The following is a 17,397-nucleotide window of genomic DNA, read 5'->3' on the forward strand; positions in this document are numbered from 1 at the left end:
GTCCTCCTCATCTACCTAATTTAATTTTGTATGGATCTCATAGGGTTCAAATGCCTTTCCATCGGCTTCTAGGAAACGGCTGAACATCTCATAATACTGGATTCGCAGTCCCTGTATGAATACGATCAAACCCTCTAACCCTATGATTAGAATGTTTCCGAATATCATAACCGCTACGCCTCCAACGCCTCCCAACATCCGCTGCATGACTTGAAAGGCCATAAACAGGGCTACATGGTTCAGCGCGAAAGCGCCGACACGGATGAAGGATACCGTATTGCTGAAAAAGGATAGGAGGGTTTCGATGATTTCAAACACCGCCTCCACATAGTACCCCTGACGGCTCTTGAACTTTTTAGTCTTCATCCATCGCTCCAGCGGCTCGCCAAAGAAAATGATGAGCAGCGGCAGGATGACAAATACAACCAGAAACCCTGCGCTGGACAGAACGACCTGCCCTGCATAGACGCCAAAGGCAAACAGGATGACACTGAGATAGAAAACCAAGCCGGCGACTCCATTTTTATCGAAAAGCGCCTTTCCATACTCTTTGCGCTTCACCTGATTAATGATGTTCATCACAATGGCGACCACGATGAGAATCGCACCCAACCCTAGGCCTATGCCTAAGGTTATCAGCTGATCCTGCATCGGCTCCAACAGGGGAAGGAATGGCAGCAGGCTGTGGATAATCGTCTCATTCCCAAAGAAAGAGCCATAGACGAATCCGAAAATGACGGAGGATATCCCACAGTAGCTTATAACCTTAGCCAGCTTGATCCCCTTCAGCTTATACAGGAAGAAGGCCCCAAAGAAAATGACTAACCCTTGCCCAACATCGCCGAACATCATCCCAAAAATTAAGAGATAGGTGATGGTGACAAGGGGCGTCGGATCCAGCTCGTTGTAGGAGGGTACTCCATACATACCGACCAATGCCTCGAAAGCCTTGACAACGCCTTTATTTTTCAGCTTTGTCGGCGTTTTAATCCGCTCATCGACCTCCTCCGGCTCGTAGACAATGGATGTGGTGTCGTCAAACTTATCCACCGCCTTTTGAAAGCCCGCCAAGTCAGAATCGCTGATCCAGCCGCATAGATGATAGGCCTCTTTTGTATGCGCTGCGTATTTCCGCACATTGAACAGCTGATACCGGTAGTTCACAATGGATGCGATTTCACCCATGGCGGTGAAATTCGCCTCAATATAGTTCCTCTCGCTGGTTTCCAGCTCAAGCTGGCGTTTCTTTAATCGGAGGATCTCCTCATCAAGGTTCTGGAGCGCCACACCCGGCCGGCCGTTGACTTCGCCGGCTATATAAACCCGCTGAAAGTAAAGGGATGCCAGCAATTCATCAATCTTATCCGTCTCGTCCGGCAGCGCGAAGTACATTATATAGGCTAGCTCATTGGTCTCAAAGACCGTCTGCGTCAAAATATTTAATGTCTGCTCATATTGACCGAGCTTATCCAAATTATAAAGCGGTATGCTGCCGAATCGGAATTTCACAAAATCCAGATGGAAAAATCGCTGGATATCCACGTCCAAATCGGAAATGGGACCGAGCTGCGCCGATATCGCTTGTTTTCTCTCCAAAAGCGCATCTGTCTCCACCTTTTCCTGATACCAATTGGCTAGATCACGGATGAATTGATCGACCTTTTCCTCCATCTCCTCCACCGTCATGGTCTTTTGCCGGACTATCTTCATGTCCAGAAGGGAAAAGGGCTTTGTCCTCTCCTCTAACGCTTTCACCTTTTTCATCAATCCCTCATAGGGATTCGGTTCAATAAAAGGATAGACACCTTTTTTATCTCCATCAAGGACGGACATGGCCTGCACTAATTCAACATGAAAAGGAAGAATTCCATCCATGACAAATTCATCGAGCTTTTTGACCGGGCCCACGATGTTGATAAAATGCATTTTTTCAATTGCCATCGTTATCCTCCTTCCAATAGAATTCCTGTCCTACGATCTTCGTCAGCCTCCGAGGCTCCACACCGTATCGAACTCCTTCAATAATCATGATGATCGTGCGAACCTCCAGCATTCGAATGCGATAGTACAGCGTCAGCGCCATCTCGCTGTATGGATTTTTTCGCAATTGTTTGGAAAATAGGGCGCGCATATAGGCGTCACCGCGCATACTGTATAGCTCCTCCTGATCGGTGTCAAAAATCTTCGCGTACACCGTCTTCTTGATGAGACTCATAAACTCTTCCACCGAAGGTGCCTTGATGAGCTGCACCAGCTTTTCTGATGTCAATCTCCCCTCAAACCCGCTGACCACATATCGAAAAATCATTTCCGGTGACATGTCAAAAAACCGTTTACAGCGGTAAATCCAGAGAACATTCATGACCTCTATGCTGACACAGTACACCTCGTCGAAACAGGCCCGATCCGGCGCGCTCAAATTTCCGCGTTCCTTTCGAATTACCCTGAAGAAATAGTGTTCCAGCGCCATTTCGATGGTAAACATGTTGAGTGTCTCTTCACTGACTAACAGCGGGTGCAAGATTTGATAGTATACCGTACCGCGGAGGAGCTCCACAAATTCCGGTATGCTCTCCACCGACGCCAGAAGATCAAAGGGTACCTCCGTCTTTTTGATAGGATGTAGGCTATCTTTTTGAAACCTGTGATGTCCGTGCAGATTTCGAAGGAGAATTTTCAAATTTTCACATTCCCTTTGTCTTGTCAGATATTCACCGAAAAAGGATCCTTTTGATTTGCTGAACAGAACCATACGGTCCATATCCTCATATAGTTTTTCCTGAAACAAGTACTCCAAATCTCCCCGATGGATCTTGGAGATATTGACCGACTCCAGCAGCGGTCCGAAGGCCGTGCTCTCCTTTAGGTACGCCGCCACATCCGCCACAGAAGGTTTCGCGCACATCTCCTCCAGATCCTTCTGTCTCAGCATCTTTCCCATACCTGCTCGGATCTTCGTTGCCACGTCTCCGTATTGTAAAACTTGTGTCTGTGACATGTCCTCACCTCGAAATGATATATTCGAAGAGGTCCTGAATCCATTCCTGACGCTTTTCCTCGCAAACCTGACGCATATGAGCCTCCTGCCGCTGCGTCTGTTCCCGAATTATGGCAGCTTGCTCCTGGCCTTCTTCTCTCTCTCTGGCTGTCAGCTCATCAATCTTTCGCTTGCGCTTCAAGACCAGATCTTCTTCCATCTGTCTGATGTCCACATCAACGCTCTGGGCAATGCTCTCCGCTTCCTCCTTCGCCTGCTGGACAATCGCCTTGGCTTCGTCCTCCACATTGAGAATTTGATTCAAAACGTCTTTCATCTGTCTCATCTCCCATCTTCTTCAACTAACAGGCATACGGCGCTGGCGGCAATCCCCTCCTCGCGGCCGGTGAATCCCAGCCCCTCTTCCGTGGTGGCCTTCAGGTTGATTTGACTTTCGTCACAGCCCATTGTCTGTGCGAGAATCCGTCTCATTTCGGGGAAATACTTTGCCAATTTCGGCTTTTGCGCGATCACCACCGCGTCAAGGTTGCCAACCACATAGCCGGCATCCCGCACCAGCTGCATCACCCTCTCCAACAACCGCAGGCTGGAGATTCCTCGATACCGCTGGTCGGAATCCGGAAAATGCTTTCCGATGTCGCCCTGGCCAATGGCGCCAAGCAGCGCGTCCATCATAGCATGAATCAGCACATCTGCATCCGAGTGTCCCGCAAGACCCAGAGGATACGGTATCTCGACGCCGCCCAACACTAACCTCCGCTCCTGTGCCAGCCTATGTACATCATACCCGATCCCGACTCTCATATGCGCCCCCCTCTTGTATATGCAAAGTTTTGCACACAAAAATCTGCATTAACCAAAGTATACAGCAGAATTCAGATTGAACCCCACTGTACAAATCCTTATCTATAATATACCAAAGGTTTGCCAAAAACAAGAACCTTTTATACGAAATAGAAAAAAGAAAGAGAAATTTTTTCTCACAAATTCTCTCTTTCCTTTTTTAGAACGCCTGTTCATCCTGTGTATTTCTTCCAAAAAAAATTCTTTTTTCTGTGTAATTCTTACGATTGCCCCTTTCCCGCAATTCCACCATCACTGCGACAAAAATCTTGTCTGTGTCGTATACAGATCGTAGTAATGTCCCTTCATTTTCATCAGCTCATCATGAGTCCCCGCCTCCTCGATGTGGCGATTGTTGATGACCATGATTCGATCTGAATTGCGGATCGTTGACAGCCGGTGCGCAATAACGAAAGAGGTTCTATTTTGCAGCAGCCGTTCCAACCCCTTCTGTAGAGCCTGCTCTGTTCGAGTATCGATGCTGGAAGTGGCTTCGTCCAGGATCAGAATCTTAGGATCCGCCAGCAATGCCCTTGCGAAGGATATCAGCTGCCTCTGCCCTACGGAGAGCCGACTTCCTCTCTCATTGACTTGTGTCTTATACCCCATCTCCATCTCCATGATAAACTCATGGGCACACACAGCCTTTGCCGCCGCGATGACCTCCTCGTCCGTGGCGTCCAGGCGGCCGTACCGGATATTATCCATGATGCTGCCGGAGAATATAAAAGAGTCCTGGAGCATGACGCCCATCTGGCTCCGCAGGGAATTCAGCGTGACTTTGCTGATATCATGCCCATCGATGGTGATGCATCCCTCCTGTATATCATAAAACCGGCTAATCAAGTTGATGACCGTCGTCTTCCCAGCTCCTGTGGGGCCCACCAGCGCGATCCGCTGCCCCGGATTCACAGTAAAACTGAGATCTTCCAGAATCGGAATCCCCTCTTCATACCCGAAGGTCACATGGGTGAACTCCACTTTGCCTTCAATGGGGGGAAGCTCATAGGCATCCGGCGCATCCTGGATCTTGGGATCCTCGTCCATCGTCTCAAAGATTCGCTCCAGATACGCCATGTTGTTGATGACCTGGTTGTAGAAGTTACTCACATTGATGATCGGGTTCCAGAGACGGCCTACATACCCTAGAAACGCTACCAGGGTACCGGCGCTCACAGATGTTTTCATCAGCGCGATTCCAAACAAAATGACCGCACAGTTGGCAATGGTTGAGATGATTTCAATGGAGGGGCTGACCACGTTGTTGATCTTGATCGCCCGCATCCAGCTCTTTTTGTAATCCGTCTGAATCCCTTCAAACAGATCCTTATTGAAATCCTCCCGGACAAAGGATTGGGTAACCTTCATACCCGCGATACTCTCATGAATATAGGCGTTCATATTGGAGGATTTATTGCTGACCCGCTGCCATGCAGCGCGGTTCAATGTCTTCAGGCGGAAAACGACAAAAATCATGATAGGCATGGCCGCCAGACAGATTAGCGTCAGCTGTACATTCATGGAGAACATAAACCCGAGCACGATAAACATGCTGAAAAATTCTGTCAAAACGTTGATCAAACTTCCTGACAGAAGATCGCTGACTGAGTTGACGTAGTTGACAACCCTGGTAATGATCTTGCCGTGCGGCCTGTCATCATAGTACGTAAAGGGCAGCTTCTGCAAATGCACAAACAGGTCTTTTCGCATGGTGGCAACGATTCCTTGCCCCAAACGGTTCACCATGATGATGCGAGCGTGCAGACATACAGCACTGATCAATATGATGGCCAAAAATGCCGCACACACAGTGTATAACATATTCGTCTGACGTTCCGGAATGATGGTGTCGATGGATATCTTCATTAGATATGGAATCAGAATATTGGAGAAGCTGGCGATGAGCATAATCACCAGACAGATTACCACCGTCCTGATATGAGGCTTCAAATACGCAGCCAGCCGCTTTAGATAATGGGCGTTAAACTCGATCTCCAGCGACTCATCCACATTGTATACATTTCTGGCCATGGTCTACACCGCCTCCCTTCCATCCTGCACTGCGCCCATCTGCTGACAGAATATATCATAATACTGTCCCTTCATCTCCAAAAGCTCCTGATGAGTCCCCTGCTCCACGACCTCGCCCTTGTCCATGACGAGAATCAGATCGGCATCTTTGACTGAGGAGATTCGATGGGCGATGATGAAGGTCGTCTGGGTCTGTTCCTTTTTCCGGAGATTGGAAAAGACTTCAAACTCTGTCTCCATATCAAGCGCGGATGTAGTGTCGTCCAAAATCAGAATCGAAGGCTGGACCATCAGTGCCCGAGCCAGCGCTAATCGCTGTCTCTGACCACCGGAAAGCCCAACGCCGCGCTCACCGATGATGGTATCGTAGCCATCGGGAAACTTTTCAATAAATTCCTTAGCACCCGCGATTCTGGCGGCTTCTTCCACCTCCTCCATGGGCGCATTCGGCTTTCCATAGGCGATATTTCCCTCAATGGTATCCGAGAACAGGAAGACATCCTGCATCGCCACGGCGATATGCTTTCGCAGATGCGCTTTATCGATATTGCGGACGTTGACGCGGTCGACCAGAACCATTCCCCTCGCCGTATCGTAAAACCGGGTGATCAGATTGACCAGCGTGGTCTTTCCCGCGCCTGTGGCGCCAATGATCGCTACCGTATCCCCGGGTTTTGCCTTAAAGCTTACATTCTTCAGGATCATCTCTTTGTCGTAACGGAAGGAAACATTGCGGAATTCCACTGCCCCCTTGATTTCAAAATTAACCGGCCCCTCCAGATTCTCAATCGCCGGCTGGGCATAGATGACCTGGCGCAGCTTGTCGTAGGACGCGACAAACCGCATGACATCGTTCAGAAGCCAGCCAATCATCCGAAGCGGATTGTTGACCATCCACAGATACCCGTTGATCATAACGAGATCCTGAATCCCCATGGAGCCGTTAAAGCACATGAGCCCGCCGGCAAAGAGCATGATCAGAGACATGGACACCGCCAGCGTGTCCAAGATCGGTATGTACTTCGCCGCGATTCCGGCCTGTCGCAGGTTCGCATCGCGATACGCCTCATTCCGAACGTCAAACTTCTGGATCTCATACCATTCCTTAGCGAAAGCTTTGACGACCCGGTTGCCGCTCACGTTCTCCGTCACCATGGAATTCAGCGCGGAGTATTCATCCCGCACATCGTGGAAGGCTCTGCGGGAGTTCCAGGCCTGCCGGAATCCAAAGAACACGATAAACGGTGTCAGGATCAATAGAATCAGCGTAAACTTCACATTGATGGTAAACATCATAACGAGCGCAAAGCAGAAAATGAAGAGATAATAGACCAGCTGATAGACCACGGCGGAGAGAAAGATCCGAATGGCGTCGGTGTCGCCGGTCAGGCGCGACATTAAGTCGCCCACTCGGTTCTGATCAAAAAATCGAAAGTCCATCTTCTGAAATTTGCGGTACAATCCACCGCGTATCTCGTTGACTACCTTCTGGGATACGTCCTCGTAGAGATACAGATAGATGTATCGAATAATTGCAATCGCCAACGCGGCTCCAACAATCATGGCCAGATACAGCGCCAGTTTTTCCCTGTGTCCATTCTGGATAACTTCCCCAACAATCATACCTGTGGCATATGGATTGATCATGGCAATTCCCGCAACCACAATGGTCAAAAAGATTGCCATTCCATAGGCGAGCCCATGCTTCTTGGTATAGGACCAAACAAAGGCCAGAGCTTCTTTCATTGGATTCGTCCTCCTTGTTTTTAAATAGGATTTATTTCCGTTGGTCCCTTAATTATAATCAATTTCGGTCCAATGAAAATGGACTATTGTGTTGTCTTGCTGGATTATTCTGATTACCCCAGACAAGCACTCAACCCTCCAATTTTTTACAAACACCTGTTTTTTTCTAAAAAGTGCTGGATATTTTCCGTGAAATCTTTTATAATGGTATATTGATTGGATGGTTTTAAAAGGGGGTTTCGCAAGCCATGCAAGAGCTTTACATAAGTTCCGAAGAATTCAATCCAAAAGTTCTATTTCACTTCAGGGCCAAGGCCAGAAATACGGTTCCCGATCATCAGCATGATTTTTTGAGCATACACTATATTGTCTCCGGAGATTGTACATATCATATTGACGGTGTGGAATATGCCGTGCGCAAGGATGATCTGATTATCCTGAACCCCGGCACCGATCACCACCAGACGGTATCCTCCGCCAACGCAGACGCCACCATTTTCTATCTGGGCGTCGACAATCTCTTTATCCGGGGTTGCCCGATGAATATCATTCCAGTGGATTGCCCCATCATACCCATTAAAAAGTACTCTCAGGAGCTCTACAACAGCTATCATGAAATTATGAACACTCACGAAAAAAAGGATGCCTGCTGGGAGTTAACGGCGAAGGTTTTAGCCCTCCAATTCCTTGTCATCCTTTTCAAGGAACTGTCTCCCCAGTCTTCCAGCCGCCTGCAAGATTATTTTCATTTTGAGACATACGATAAGACCACCATCGCGCAGACAATTACAAAATATTTCCAGGAAAATTATATGAAAAAGATCTCGGTGGACGACATTGCCCGCTCCACTTACCTCAGCACAACCTATATCACCAAAATCTATAAAGAGGTCACAGGGGACACCCCTATCAACTATCTGATCAATCTGCGCCTGGAAAAGGCCCGCGACATCCTGGAGGAAGGACATTTTTCCATTCAGGCGGTCGCAAAAAAGGTGGGGTACGACGACCCCTACTACTTCAGCAAGCTATTTAAGAAAAAATTCGGTTGCTCCCCTTCATCGTATAAACGAAAGGGCGACCGAGATCAAACAGCATAAGGAGGATTCTATGTCGTTTTTTATTCAGCCAACCGTTCCCTATCACTCCAGCTTGGATATCCGGCAGACGGAAATTGCAATTAAACAACTCAAAGATTTTTTTCAGGTGGCGCTGGCGAAAAAATTGCGATTGACCCGCGTGACCGCGCCACTCTTCGTATGTCCGGAGACCGGACTCAATGACAATTTGAATGGAATCGAGCGTCCTGTCAGTTTCGATGTGATGGAAACTGGACGCGTGATGGAGATCGTCCACTCCCTTGCCAAATGGAAACGGCACGCGCTGAAGCGGTACGGGTTTGAGCCCGGTGAAGGCCTCTACACGGATATGAACGCCATCCGCCGGGACGAGGAGACGGATAATATCCACTCCATCTACGTAGACCAATGGGATTGGGAAAAAGTCATCCGCAGGGAGGAGCGGACCATGGAAACTCTGCAGCGGACGGTGCGCTCCATCTTCGACGTTCTAAAAGAGACGGAAGCGTTCATCACAAGCCAATATGGGTATATCCAGCCCTTTCTCCCGGAAACCATCACCTTTCTAAGCTCACAAGAACTGGAGGAGCGCTATCCTCAGCTGACCCCTAAGGAGCGGGAGCACGAGGCGGCGCGGGAGTTTAAGGCGGTCTTCATCACGCAAATCGGAGGCCCCCTTCGGTCGGGCAAGCCTCACGACGGCCGTGCCCCTGACTATGACGATTGGACCTTGAACGGCGATATCCTCGTCTACTACCCGATTCTCGATATCGGGCTGGAGCTCTCCTCCATGGGGATCCGGGTGGATCGAGCCGCCCTGCTCCATCAGCTGGAGGAAAAACAGTGTATGGAGCGGGCGCAGCTGCCATTTCAGAAGGCGGTGATCGCAGAGGAACTCCCCTACTCCATCGGCGGCGGCATAGGGCAATCTCGCCTGTGCATGTTTTTCTTAAATAAAGCTCACATTGGCGAAGTCCAGGCTTCCATATGGCCGGATTCTATGTATGCGGAATGTGAGCGGTCGGGAATTTTTCTATTGTAAGCCTGTTTGAGGCGAAAAAAGTTCGACTTCGCGAACTTTGGAAGAACCTTCGGTTCTTCCAATCTAGCGGACTCCTATCGGAGAATAAAAGACGGAATGGCAATCTGCCATCCCGTCTTTTATTCTAAAACGTGCGCAGTAGGATTCGAACCCGCGACCTTCTGGTCCGTAGCCAGACGCTCTATCCAGCTGAGCTATGCGCACGTAAGCGGGTGAAGGGAATCGGACCCTCGTATCTAGCTTGGAAGGCTAGTGTTCTACCATTGAACTACACCCGCGAAAAGTTCAATTTCTAGAAGCGAATTCTATTATACCGCTTCTACCACTGTTTGGCAAGCTTTTTTTAATTTAATATTGCACAAAAAGAATTCAATCTCTTTCCTTTTTTATACCAATTTAGCTGAACCGAGCCGAGCAGCCGCTACTCGTTCAGCTTACTCCAAACCGCTTCGACGAGACTCTTCACGTCATCTAGGTAATCCAACTCAAGGTCGTCGTCAAAGCTGACACAAAACCGCTCTTCAATTTCACAGACGAGCTTGACGATATTCAGAGAGTCCACCAGCTGCCCGCTGTCCAAAAGTCTAGTCTGCGGTTCCACCTCTCTGTGCAGCACCTGGTGAACCACGTGAAGAATCTGCTGTTCCAATTCCCTTCGCTCCATCCATTCTCATCCCTTATCCACTATAATTGTAATCCAGTCACAGGCCACGTGCGCCACCGGCAGCGCCACTTCCAGACCGCCTTGTCCATCCTGGCTCTGACTTTTCCGAAATCCCAGTGTCCTGAGCAGAATCACCACCGGCCGGTTTCGTTTGGTAGGCGTAAAACAGCATACGGCTTTGAAACAAGGATTCCCCATCCCCTGGCATTGATCTAAAACCGTCTGCAAGAAGACAACGCCGATTCCCCTGCCGCCAACCCGGCAGGATATGCAGAACTGATCAATCCAGACATTGCCGTCGCCGCTGCGCAGAAAACAGACGCCTATGATTCCATACTGTCCAAAGCGATCTTCCAGCTCCGCCACCCACAGCTTCGACTGTGTGCTAGCCCGGTACCGCCGGCAAAAGTCCGGATCAACCGTCTGGGAGAATGTCTTATATTGGCTGGACCTCTCCACAAGTTCACAGACTCTCGCCAGATCGTCCTCTCTTGCTTCCCGTATCGTAAGGCGCATGTCGCAGTCCTTCAAAAATTCTTCTCTCGTGCCTGAGAACTTCAACTCTTCCTGATCACGCTTTTCTTGCGCCTGCATGAAGACCCGCCGGTTTCGGCTCTCCGCTGTGCCAGTTCCTCCCTGCCCTACCGCTTCCATCAATGAGTTTCGGTCGCTCCACGCGTGATACCGAGCGACCTGCGGAAGAAAATATCCGATCTCCCGCAGCTCAAACTCATTATCGTCAAGAAATGCTATTGTATCCAGTCCAATGTTCAATTTTTGAGCAATCGTCTGAATGCTGAGGGCTTTTGAATGGAATCCCAGCTGAGGATACAGAAAATAATGGTCGATTCCCAGCTTTCGCAGCTGCTCCATGGCCGCGTCCGGATCATTCCGGCTAGCGATACTCTGCAAAATTCCGGACGCATCCAGATGTTCCAGCAGAGCACGATTTTCCTCCGGTAGCAACACCTGTTCATCCTCCCCCAGCGTCCCCCGCCAAAGGGTCTGATCCAGATCCCAGACAATACATTTGATCATTGGGCTCCCCCGTCAGTATATTCCATGGTCAGATGGGTCGGCTTGAAGCCAAATCGTTTGTACACCGACCGCATAGGGAGGTTGCCGACGAAGACCTTCCCGACGATTCGCTTCGCTCCAACGCCCTTAGCAAATCCCATACCGGCCTCCATCAGCTTCCCCGTGAAATCCTCTTCCCTCTCATGGGGTTTCATATAAAAGCTCTTAAAATTGATATAGTGTTCATTGGAAACGGAATTGATCTGGTCCGTCATCCACAGCCACCCGTAAATCTCACCGTCTGCCTCCAAGACCAGCATCCCCTCTCTCTCCCTCTGCATGGCCTTGCGAATTTTTTTCTGATGGAACAACACATCCACCACCGCGCTGTCCCCGAAGGAGATGACCGCAATCTCTCTTTCAAATTCCGCCAGAACGGGGACATCTGTCTCCTCGATATTTCGTATCGTCATAGTTCCTCCTCCTCTTCTCCGGGTAGGTTCCGCATGGAGGAATCGACACCTCCCAGCCGAACGACTCCCCGCGCTACATCCGCTGTCTCCATGCTGGCGCATTCCAGCTTTTCTTTTAAATAGTTCATGGCGCTCCAGATATCGAGCGAATCACCGCAGGTAAACAAATCAACCGCTGCATACTCATATTCCGGCCATGTGTGAATGGTGAGATGGGACTCCTTCACGATGATTGCGCCGCTGACCCCCCATGGACGAAACTGATGAAATTCCTCCGAGACAATGGATGCATTCGCCCTCTTGGCGGCTTCGTGCATAAAGGTTCGTATCTGCTCCACATCCCGAAGTACAGTGCTGCTGCACCCTAAGAAATCGGCTAAAATGTGTTCGCCTAGCGACTTTCTTTTTTTCAAGTGCGGCGCGGCGGCTTCCGCTGTCTTTCTCACTTTATCGAAGATTACGCCTCCGCAGACAGGGCAGCCCCTTTCTTTTAATTGTTCGATGGTCTGGTAGGGCTTATCCTTTCCCGTGTGGAGGATCTCCTTGCAGGCCCGGCAGCAATACGTTGAATCCGGATCTCGATACTCCGCTGTATAAATCTTCTCCTGGTACACCGCTGTGGCTGGAATGACCGCCCTCACGTGATCCGTGCTCTCGAGAACCATCATCTGGCTTATATTGCCCAGCAGAGAAGCCCCTTCATATTCATTAAAGGCCTTGAATTGCTCCAATAGAATTAATCCATGGGCCAATATCGCCTCCTGAACACGAAACACGTCTTCCACGGGTTTTTGCCCGAAGGATAAAAACACCTTGAGTCCCCGCTCTTTTTTCAAACCGCCGATGCCTCTCGATAGAAATAGGGACATTCCCTCCACGGTATAGGGAGGGTCCGTAAAAAAGCAGTCGAACATCCCCACATAGCCTAGAGGCAGTGGCTCCCGAAGATCTAACGCGACGCACTCGATAGGCAAGTTGTGCTTTTTCGCGATCTCTTGGATATAGGAGATATAGCGGGCATCCTTCTCGAACACACAGATCTTGGTTCGATTTCTCTCTATGTCCCTATATAGCCGCTTCAACAAAAATCCAATGGCAACGGAAACCAAATCGTCATCGCCAACGCACAGCACGGATTTGCCCAGGAGCGACTGCTGCTTCAAGCAGAGCACCGCTCGCTTGATAGCCGTCAGAGGGGTTCCCTTAGCCTGATCAAGCGTGACATCCACCTGGGGACGCCGTTCATAGATCGCCGCCATCTGCCCAGCCAGCTCCTCCACAAAGCGCTCTTCCCATTCCCGATCCTCTATTAGATTTTGGTACAGGTCCAGATCAAGGCCGCCGAACCCAAGCGCCTCCTCGATATACCGCCTGCCCAACTCCGTAATCTCGATTCCGTTCTTTTGTTCCAGAACTCCCAGCTTGATAAACTCTTTTTTCATGGCCGTCACCACAGGAATGGGGAGAAAGCTCTGTCTCGCTACCTCTTTCGTCGACATTGGATGCTTCTGATACAAAAGCGCTAGAACTGTCTCGATTGCCCGCTTGCCCTCCTTCAAGGCGATCCGGTCTTTCACAATCTCAATATATGCGTCCATTCTGTCTTAACTCCTATTGACTTTTTATTTGCAGACTTTGTTCTTTGAACAAACAGCGAAGCCATATCGTCTGTATTATATCGTGTTGTCATCTGGGTCTCCCTCAAGCCGGTACATAAAAGAACCTTCGGTTCTTCGAATCTAGGTCCGTTTCGATAGGATAAAAAATCATGCGGCCCTGTGAGGACCGCACGACGCTAAAATGGGACTCGGAATCCCTGCGCAATGCCCAGAGGTGGAATCGAACCGCCGACACGAGGATTTTCAGTCCTCTGCTCTACCGACTGAGCTATCTGGGCTTAACACGCCCTTTATTATACCGTTTTCCTGACTACTTGGCAAGTTTATTTTTGGAAAATCACATCCAAAATTCATAGGAATCCATTCCATATTTTTCGTGAATATCACCGAATTCCAATCCCTTTTCCCCCATGGGCTTAATGCCCTCTATGCTTCGCCTCCCGGCGGACCTTTCTTTAAGTCAAAAAAAAAAGTTAACGGCTCTGCAACCGTCAACTTCTCTGCCGCTAACCGGACTCGAACCGGTACGGGTTAAGAACCCGACAGATTTTAAGTCTGTTATGTCTGCCAATTCCATCACAGCGGCAATTTCAATCTCGCAAAGGGACAAGCGGCACCTTATGCGACGCAGATTATAATACCATATCCAAGTTTTCTTGTCAAGAGTTCCACTGGAAATAAAAGAATTTTCCCCTACCTCTCCGCTCTTTTCGCAACAGGGCTGTTTTAGGAAAACATAGGAGTGGACAAGTATCGGTCCCCTGTGTCAGGCAGCAAAACCACGATTATTTTGCCCGCATTCTCATCCTTTTGGGCCAGCTGAACGGCAGCCCAGAGCGCTGCCCCCGCAGATATCCCCACAAGAATTCCTTCCTGTTGGGCAATATCGCGTCCTGCCTGAAATGCATCCTCATCCTGAACCGGAATCACTTCATCATACATGTCTACATTCAAAATATCCGGTATAAACCCTGCACCGATCCCTTGAATATTGTGCGCCCCCGCTGTTCCCTCTGACAACACCGGTGAGGTTGCCGGCTCGACGGCGACAACCTGAATGGCCGGATTCTGTGATTTGAGATATTCACCAGTTCCGGTTATGGTTCCCCCCGTGCCCACTCCCGCTACAAAAATATCCACCTTTCCATCGGTGTCCTGCCAGATTTCTGGCCCGGTGGTCGCCCTGTGGACAGCTGGATTCGCCGGATTGACAAACTGACCTGGGATGAAGGCCCCTTCAATCTGATTCGCTAGCTCCTGTGCCTTTTCGATTGCTCCCTTCATGCCCTTAGCCCCATCAGTCAAGACTAGTTCCGCACCATAGGCTTTGAGTAAATTTCTCCGCTCAACGCTCATCGTCTCAGGCATCGTCAGAATGACACGATAGCCCTCCACCGCCGCCACCGCCGCTAAACCAATGCCTGTATTTCCGCTGGTGGGTTCGATGATCACAGATCCCTCGTGCAATACCCCCTTTGTCTTGGCATCCTCTAGCATTGCTTTGGCCACCCGATCCTTTACACTGCCCGCTGGATTGAGATATTCAAGTTTTGCTAGAATCTTAGCCTTTAACCCCAACTGCGTCCCATAATGGGTTAATTCAATCAAAGGTGTGTTGCCAATTATTTCTTTGATACTGCTGTATATCCTTGCCATTCCAATTCCTCCTTCAATAGCATAAGAATCTTTGGTTCTTCGGAATGTTAAAAGAGCGCAATTTGCGCTCTTCACATACCATCTTTCGCTTCGTCCACTTTTGATCTCTGAATCACAGCCAAATCTTCCAGGGTCATTCCGTCCACCACTCCGCTGATCGCCTGGTTCAGGCGGCTCCAAAGTACAACGGTGGCGCACTCTGCACTGCGTGGACACGAATTTGTGTCATCCTCCAGGCAGGGGACAGGCGCCAAGCTTCCCTCAATCAGTCGCAATATCTCCCCCGCCGTGTAGTCCTTCGGCGGCCTTGCCAGCCTGTATCCTCCCTGGGGCCCGCGCACACTCTTAACAAACCCGGCCCTGGCCAAGATCACGACAATCTGCTCCAGGTACTTTACGGACACATTCTGTCTTGCGGATATGTCCCGCAGCGAAATGCAGGTCCCGTTGCCGTACAATGCCAGATCCAGCATCAATCGCAGTGCGTATCTCCCTTTCGTCGATATCCTCACGTCTCATCCCATCCTTTCCTACTATTCCCATTATATAATAGGAATAGTAGGAAATCAACTGGCAATTCTGTTTATGCAAAGTCTACACACAGATCGCCTTCATCATCGTAATAGACCATAACCTCTGAAACCTGTGCAATATCGATGGCTTCCCAAATGCTTTCCCCGCCATACTCGTCCACGAGCTTCAGCTTCCAGTATCGCCAGCATTGCTGCGCATCTAGCAGGATCTCGCGGTCATCGCCGTCTTCCAGCGCCTTCTCGTCTTCTAGATAATCAACGCCCCAGTCGCTATCCGTCATGGGAACCGCGTAGATTTCAGCGATGGACATCCCCATCCGATTGAGCAGAGTAAATTCCATGCTGCACTCAGGTGCATCCTGCAAGATTTCGTCCATTGGATCTTTCAACGCTGCTGCCCCCTTTCTTCAGGTTCTGTCTGTATTCTATCACCCTGTGATAAGGAAAGCAATGAATTTTTATGGCGATTTCTATATTTCTATATTGTCTCTATATCTCTCATCCGCGGTTCCTTTAAAGTCTAGATACGTTGTATAGCTGCCGCCAGAATGAAAGCGCATAATCTGCCCCCGCAGCGCTGCCGGATATAGCGGTTGTTCCAGCAATGTCTCAATATCAAGCCATTTCACCTCGATCAGTTCCCCGCAGTGTTGCTCCATCTGCCCCATATCGCCAATATACTCGCATACAAATACGAACTCCACACATCGATACAGATCTCCACGGACGCTCTCATAGAGAAACACTAATTCTTCCGGAATCACGAACAGCCCCAATTCATCCACTACCTCACGGCTCAGCGCATCCGGCAGTGATTCGTCTTCCCTTTGCCATCCTCCTGGCAAGACATAGTATGTCCTGTTGTCGGCCTCTTTCACCTTGACTGCCAGCAACCTACCATCTTCGATAATCAATGCTTTCGCTGAATTTCTAATCCCTTTCGCCATATTCCCTCCAGCGCTCAACGCTTATCACTCGATCATACGACTGCTAGATTTTCTCTTTCAATTCCTCGTATTGTATGCTGTGCAATTTTTCATAAAGTATAGCACTTTATGATGGAAACTGTCAAGAAGAATTGGTATGATTTTTGTATAAAATTGTGATATGAGAAAAAAGGAATAGCGAAAAAAGTCAAGATATGCCCTCTATATAGAGCATGTTCTGTGAATGTTTATAATAGATTATTTATAAATCCGGCAAATCGAGTTAAAAATGAAGGGATTTTCTTTCATTTCTGGTCAAAGGATATGTCGTTTTGATCTGAGTATAGCGGATTTGGGATGACGATTCCTTCTATTGTGGTCAAATGAATCGTCAAGCTGATGAAAATATAATATTATAAAATAGAATACGGTGTATATCATAAAGTGCTATACCTCATGATACGTTTGCGCGTTCTACATGGGGAGACTTAAATTGATACAGCGTTCTCCTACTATGACGATTTAAGAAGATCAAAAAACCAGCTAAATCCTCCTGACTGTCTCTATCCTTTCTTCCATTTGTATAAACAACAGGCATGTGTGCTTGCAGAATACTTACATCTCAACTTTAACTTTTTTGAAGATACAGTTGACTCCTCCTAATATATAAGTGTAGGGTTTCAGTACCCAACAGCCAGTTGGGACTTAATCCTCTCATTGTTTAAGCTGTATAATGATTAGGCATCGGTCTGACGCCAACTCCCAGGACC

General features: G+C 49.0%; 16 protein-coding genes and 4 tRNA genes. 2 read left to right on the forward strand and 18 right to left on the reverse strand.

Annotation, left to right across the window (positions count from 1 at the left end; genetic code table 11):
* Positions 1-15: 15 nt before the first annotated feature.
* The 6 genes from H8730_RS15200 to H8730_RS15225 form a co-directional block, all read right to left on the reverse strand.
* Entirely contained in the window at positions 16-1,941 is a 1,926-nt protein-coding gene (locus H8730_RS15200) for a V-type ATP synthase subunit I (protein ID WP_177717705.1), read from the reverse strand.
* Positions 1,931-2,998: a V0D/AC39 family V-type ATPase subunit gene (locus tag H8730_RS15205; protein ID WP_177717702.1), complete on the reverse strand. Its 1,068-nt coding sequence runs from the start codon at positions 2,996-2,998 to the stop codon at positions 1,931-1,933. The genes H8730_RS15200 and H8730_RS15205 overlap by 11 nt, the downstream gene beginning before the upstream one ends.
* Positions 2,999-3,002: 4 nt before the next feature.
* A complete protein-coding gene (locus tag H8730_RS15210; protein ID WP_177717700.1) occupies positions 3,003-3,314 on the reverse strand; it encodes a hypothetical protein in 312 nt (103 codons plus the stop codon).
* Positions 3,315-3,319: 5 nt separating this feature from the next.
* Entirely contained in the window at positions 3,320-3,802 is a 483-nt protein-coding gene (ispF, locus tag H8730_RS15215) for a 2-C-methyl-D-erythritol 2,4-cyclodiphosphate synthase (RefSeq protein WP_177717699.1), read from the reverse strand.
* Between the two features lie 291 nt (positions 3,803-4,093).
* Positions 4,094-5,872 carry an ABC transporter ATP-binding protein gene (locus H8730_RS15220; protein WP_177717697.1) on the reverse strand — a complete coding sequence of 593 codons (1,779 nt, stop codon included), beginning with the start codon at positions 5,870-5,872 and terminating at the stop codon, positions 4,094-4,096.
* A gap of 3 nt (positions 5,873-5,875) precedes the next feature.
* Positions 5,876-7,618, reverse strand: a complete 1,743-nt coding sequence (locus H8730_RS15225; RefSeq protein WP_177717695.1) for an ABC transporter ATP-binding protein — start codon at positions 7,616-7,618, stop codon at positions 5,876-5,878.
* A 248-nt stretch (positions 7,619-7,866) separates the two neighbouring features.
* Here H8730_RS15225 and H8730_RS15230 point away from each other — a divergent pair, with 248 nt between their 5' ends.
* Positions 7,867-8,718 carry an AraC family transcriptional regulator gene (locus H8730_RS15230; RefSeq protein ID WP_177717693.1) on the forward strand — a complete coding sequence of 284 codons (852 nt, stop codon included), beginning with the start codon at positions 7,867-7,869 and terminating at the stop codon, positions 8,716-8,718.
* Between the two features lie 10 nt (positions 8,719-8,728).
* Complete coding sequence (asnA, locus tag H8730_RS15235; RefSeq protein WP_177717691.1) at positions 8,729-9,739, forward strand: aspartate--ammonia ligase; 1,011 nt, start codon at positions 8,729-8,731, stop codon at positions 9,737-9,739.
* A 130-nt stretch (positions 9,740-9,869) separates the two neighbouring features.
* Here the strand turns inward: asnA and H8730_RS15240 are convergent.
* The 12 genes from H8730_RS15240 to H8730_RS15295 all read right to left on the reverse strand — a co-directional run bounded on the left by H8730_RS15240 (position 9,870) and on the right by H8730_RS15295 (position 16,648).
* A tRNA-Arg gene (locus tag H8730_RS15240) sits at positions 9,870-9,943 on the reverse strand.
* A 3-nt stretch (positions 9,944-9,946) separates the two neighbouring features.
* Positions 9,947-10,017: transfer RNA gene (locus H8730_RS15245), tRNA-Gly, on the reverse strand.
* A gap of 143 nt (positions 10,018-10,160) precedes the next feature.
* Positions 10,161-10,403: a phosphopantetheine-binding protein gene (locus H8730_RS15250; RefSeq protein WP_177717689.1), complete on the reverse strand. Its 243-nt coding sequence runs from the start codon at positions 10,401-10,403 to the stop codon at positions 10,161-10,163.
* Between the two features lie 6 nt (positions 10,404-10,409).
* The gene (locus H8730_RS15255; protein WP_177717687.1) at positions 10,410-11,441 is read right to left on the reverse strand and encodes an HAD-IIIC family phosphatase; all 1,032 of its coding nucleotides are present in this window, start codon (positions 11,439-11,441) and stop codon (positions 10,410-10,412) included.
* Positions 11,438-11,893, reverse strand: a complete 456-nt coding sequence (locus tag H8730_RS15260) for a GNAT family N-acetyltransferase (RefSeq protein WP_177717685.1) — start codon at positions 11,891-11,893, stop codon at positions 11,438-11,440. The genes H8730_RS15255 and H8730_RS15260 overlap by 4 nt, the downstream gene beginning before the upstream one ends.
* Positions 11,890-13,491, reverse strand: a complete 1,602-nt coding sequence (speD, locus tag H8730_RS15265) for an adenosylmethionine decarboxylase (protein ID WP_177717683.1) — start codon at positions 13,489-13,491, stop codon at positions 11,890-11,892. Before speD ends, H8730_RS15260 begins: the two co-directional genes overlap by 4 nt.
* 226 nt (positions 13,492-13,717) lie before the next feature.
* Positions 13,718-13,790, reverse strand: a tRNA-Phe gene (locus H8730_RS15270).
* 223 nt (positions 13,791-14,013) lie between these two features.
* Positions 14,014-14,098 (reverse strand) — tRNA-Leu (locus H8730_RS15275).
* 140 nt (positions 14,099-14,238) lie between these two features.
* Positions 14,239-15,168, reverse strand: coding sequence for a cysteine synthase A (gene cysK, locus H8730_RS15280; protein ID WP_177717681.1), 930 nt, complete (start codon positions 15,166-15,168; stop codon positions 14,239-14,241).
* Positions 15,169-15,239: 71 nt separating this feature from the next.
* On the reverse strand, positions 15,240-15,641 hold the full coding sequence (locus H8730_RS15285; RefSeq protein WP_488153850.1) for an RrF2 family transcriptional regulator: 402 nt from the start codon (positions 15,639-15,641) through the stop codon (positions 15,240-15,242).
* 110 nt (positions 15,642-15,751) lie between these two features.
* Positions 15,752-16,090, reverse strand: coding sequence for a hypothetical protein (locus tag H8730_RS15290; RefSeq protein ID WP_177717677.1), 339 nt, complete (start codon positions 16,088-16,090; stop codon positions 15,752-15,754).
* 81 nt (positions 16,091-16,171) lie between these two features.
* A complete protein-coding gene (locus tag H8730_RS15295; RefSeq protein WP_177717676.1) occupies positions 16,172-16,648 on the reverse strand; it encodes an NUDIX domain-containing protein in 477 nt (158 codons plus the stop codon).
* Positions 16,649-17,397: the final 749 nt, after the last annotated feature.

This window comes from Bianquea renquensis, from assembly GCF_014384895.1.
Classification (GTDB): Bacteria; Bacillota; Clostridia; order Lachnospirales; family Bianqueaceae; genus Bianquea; species Bianquea renquensis.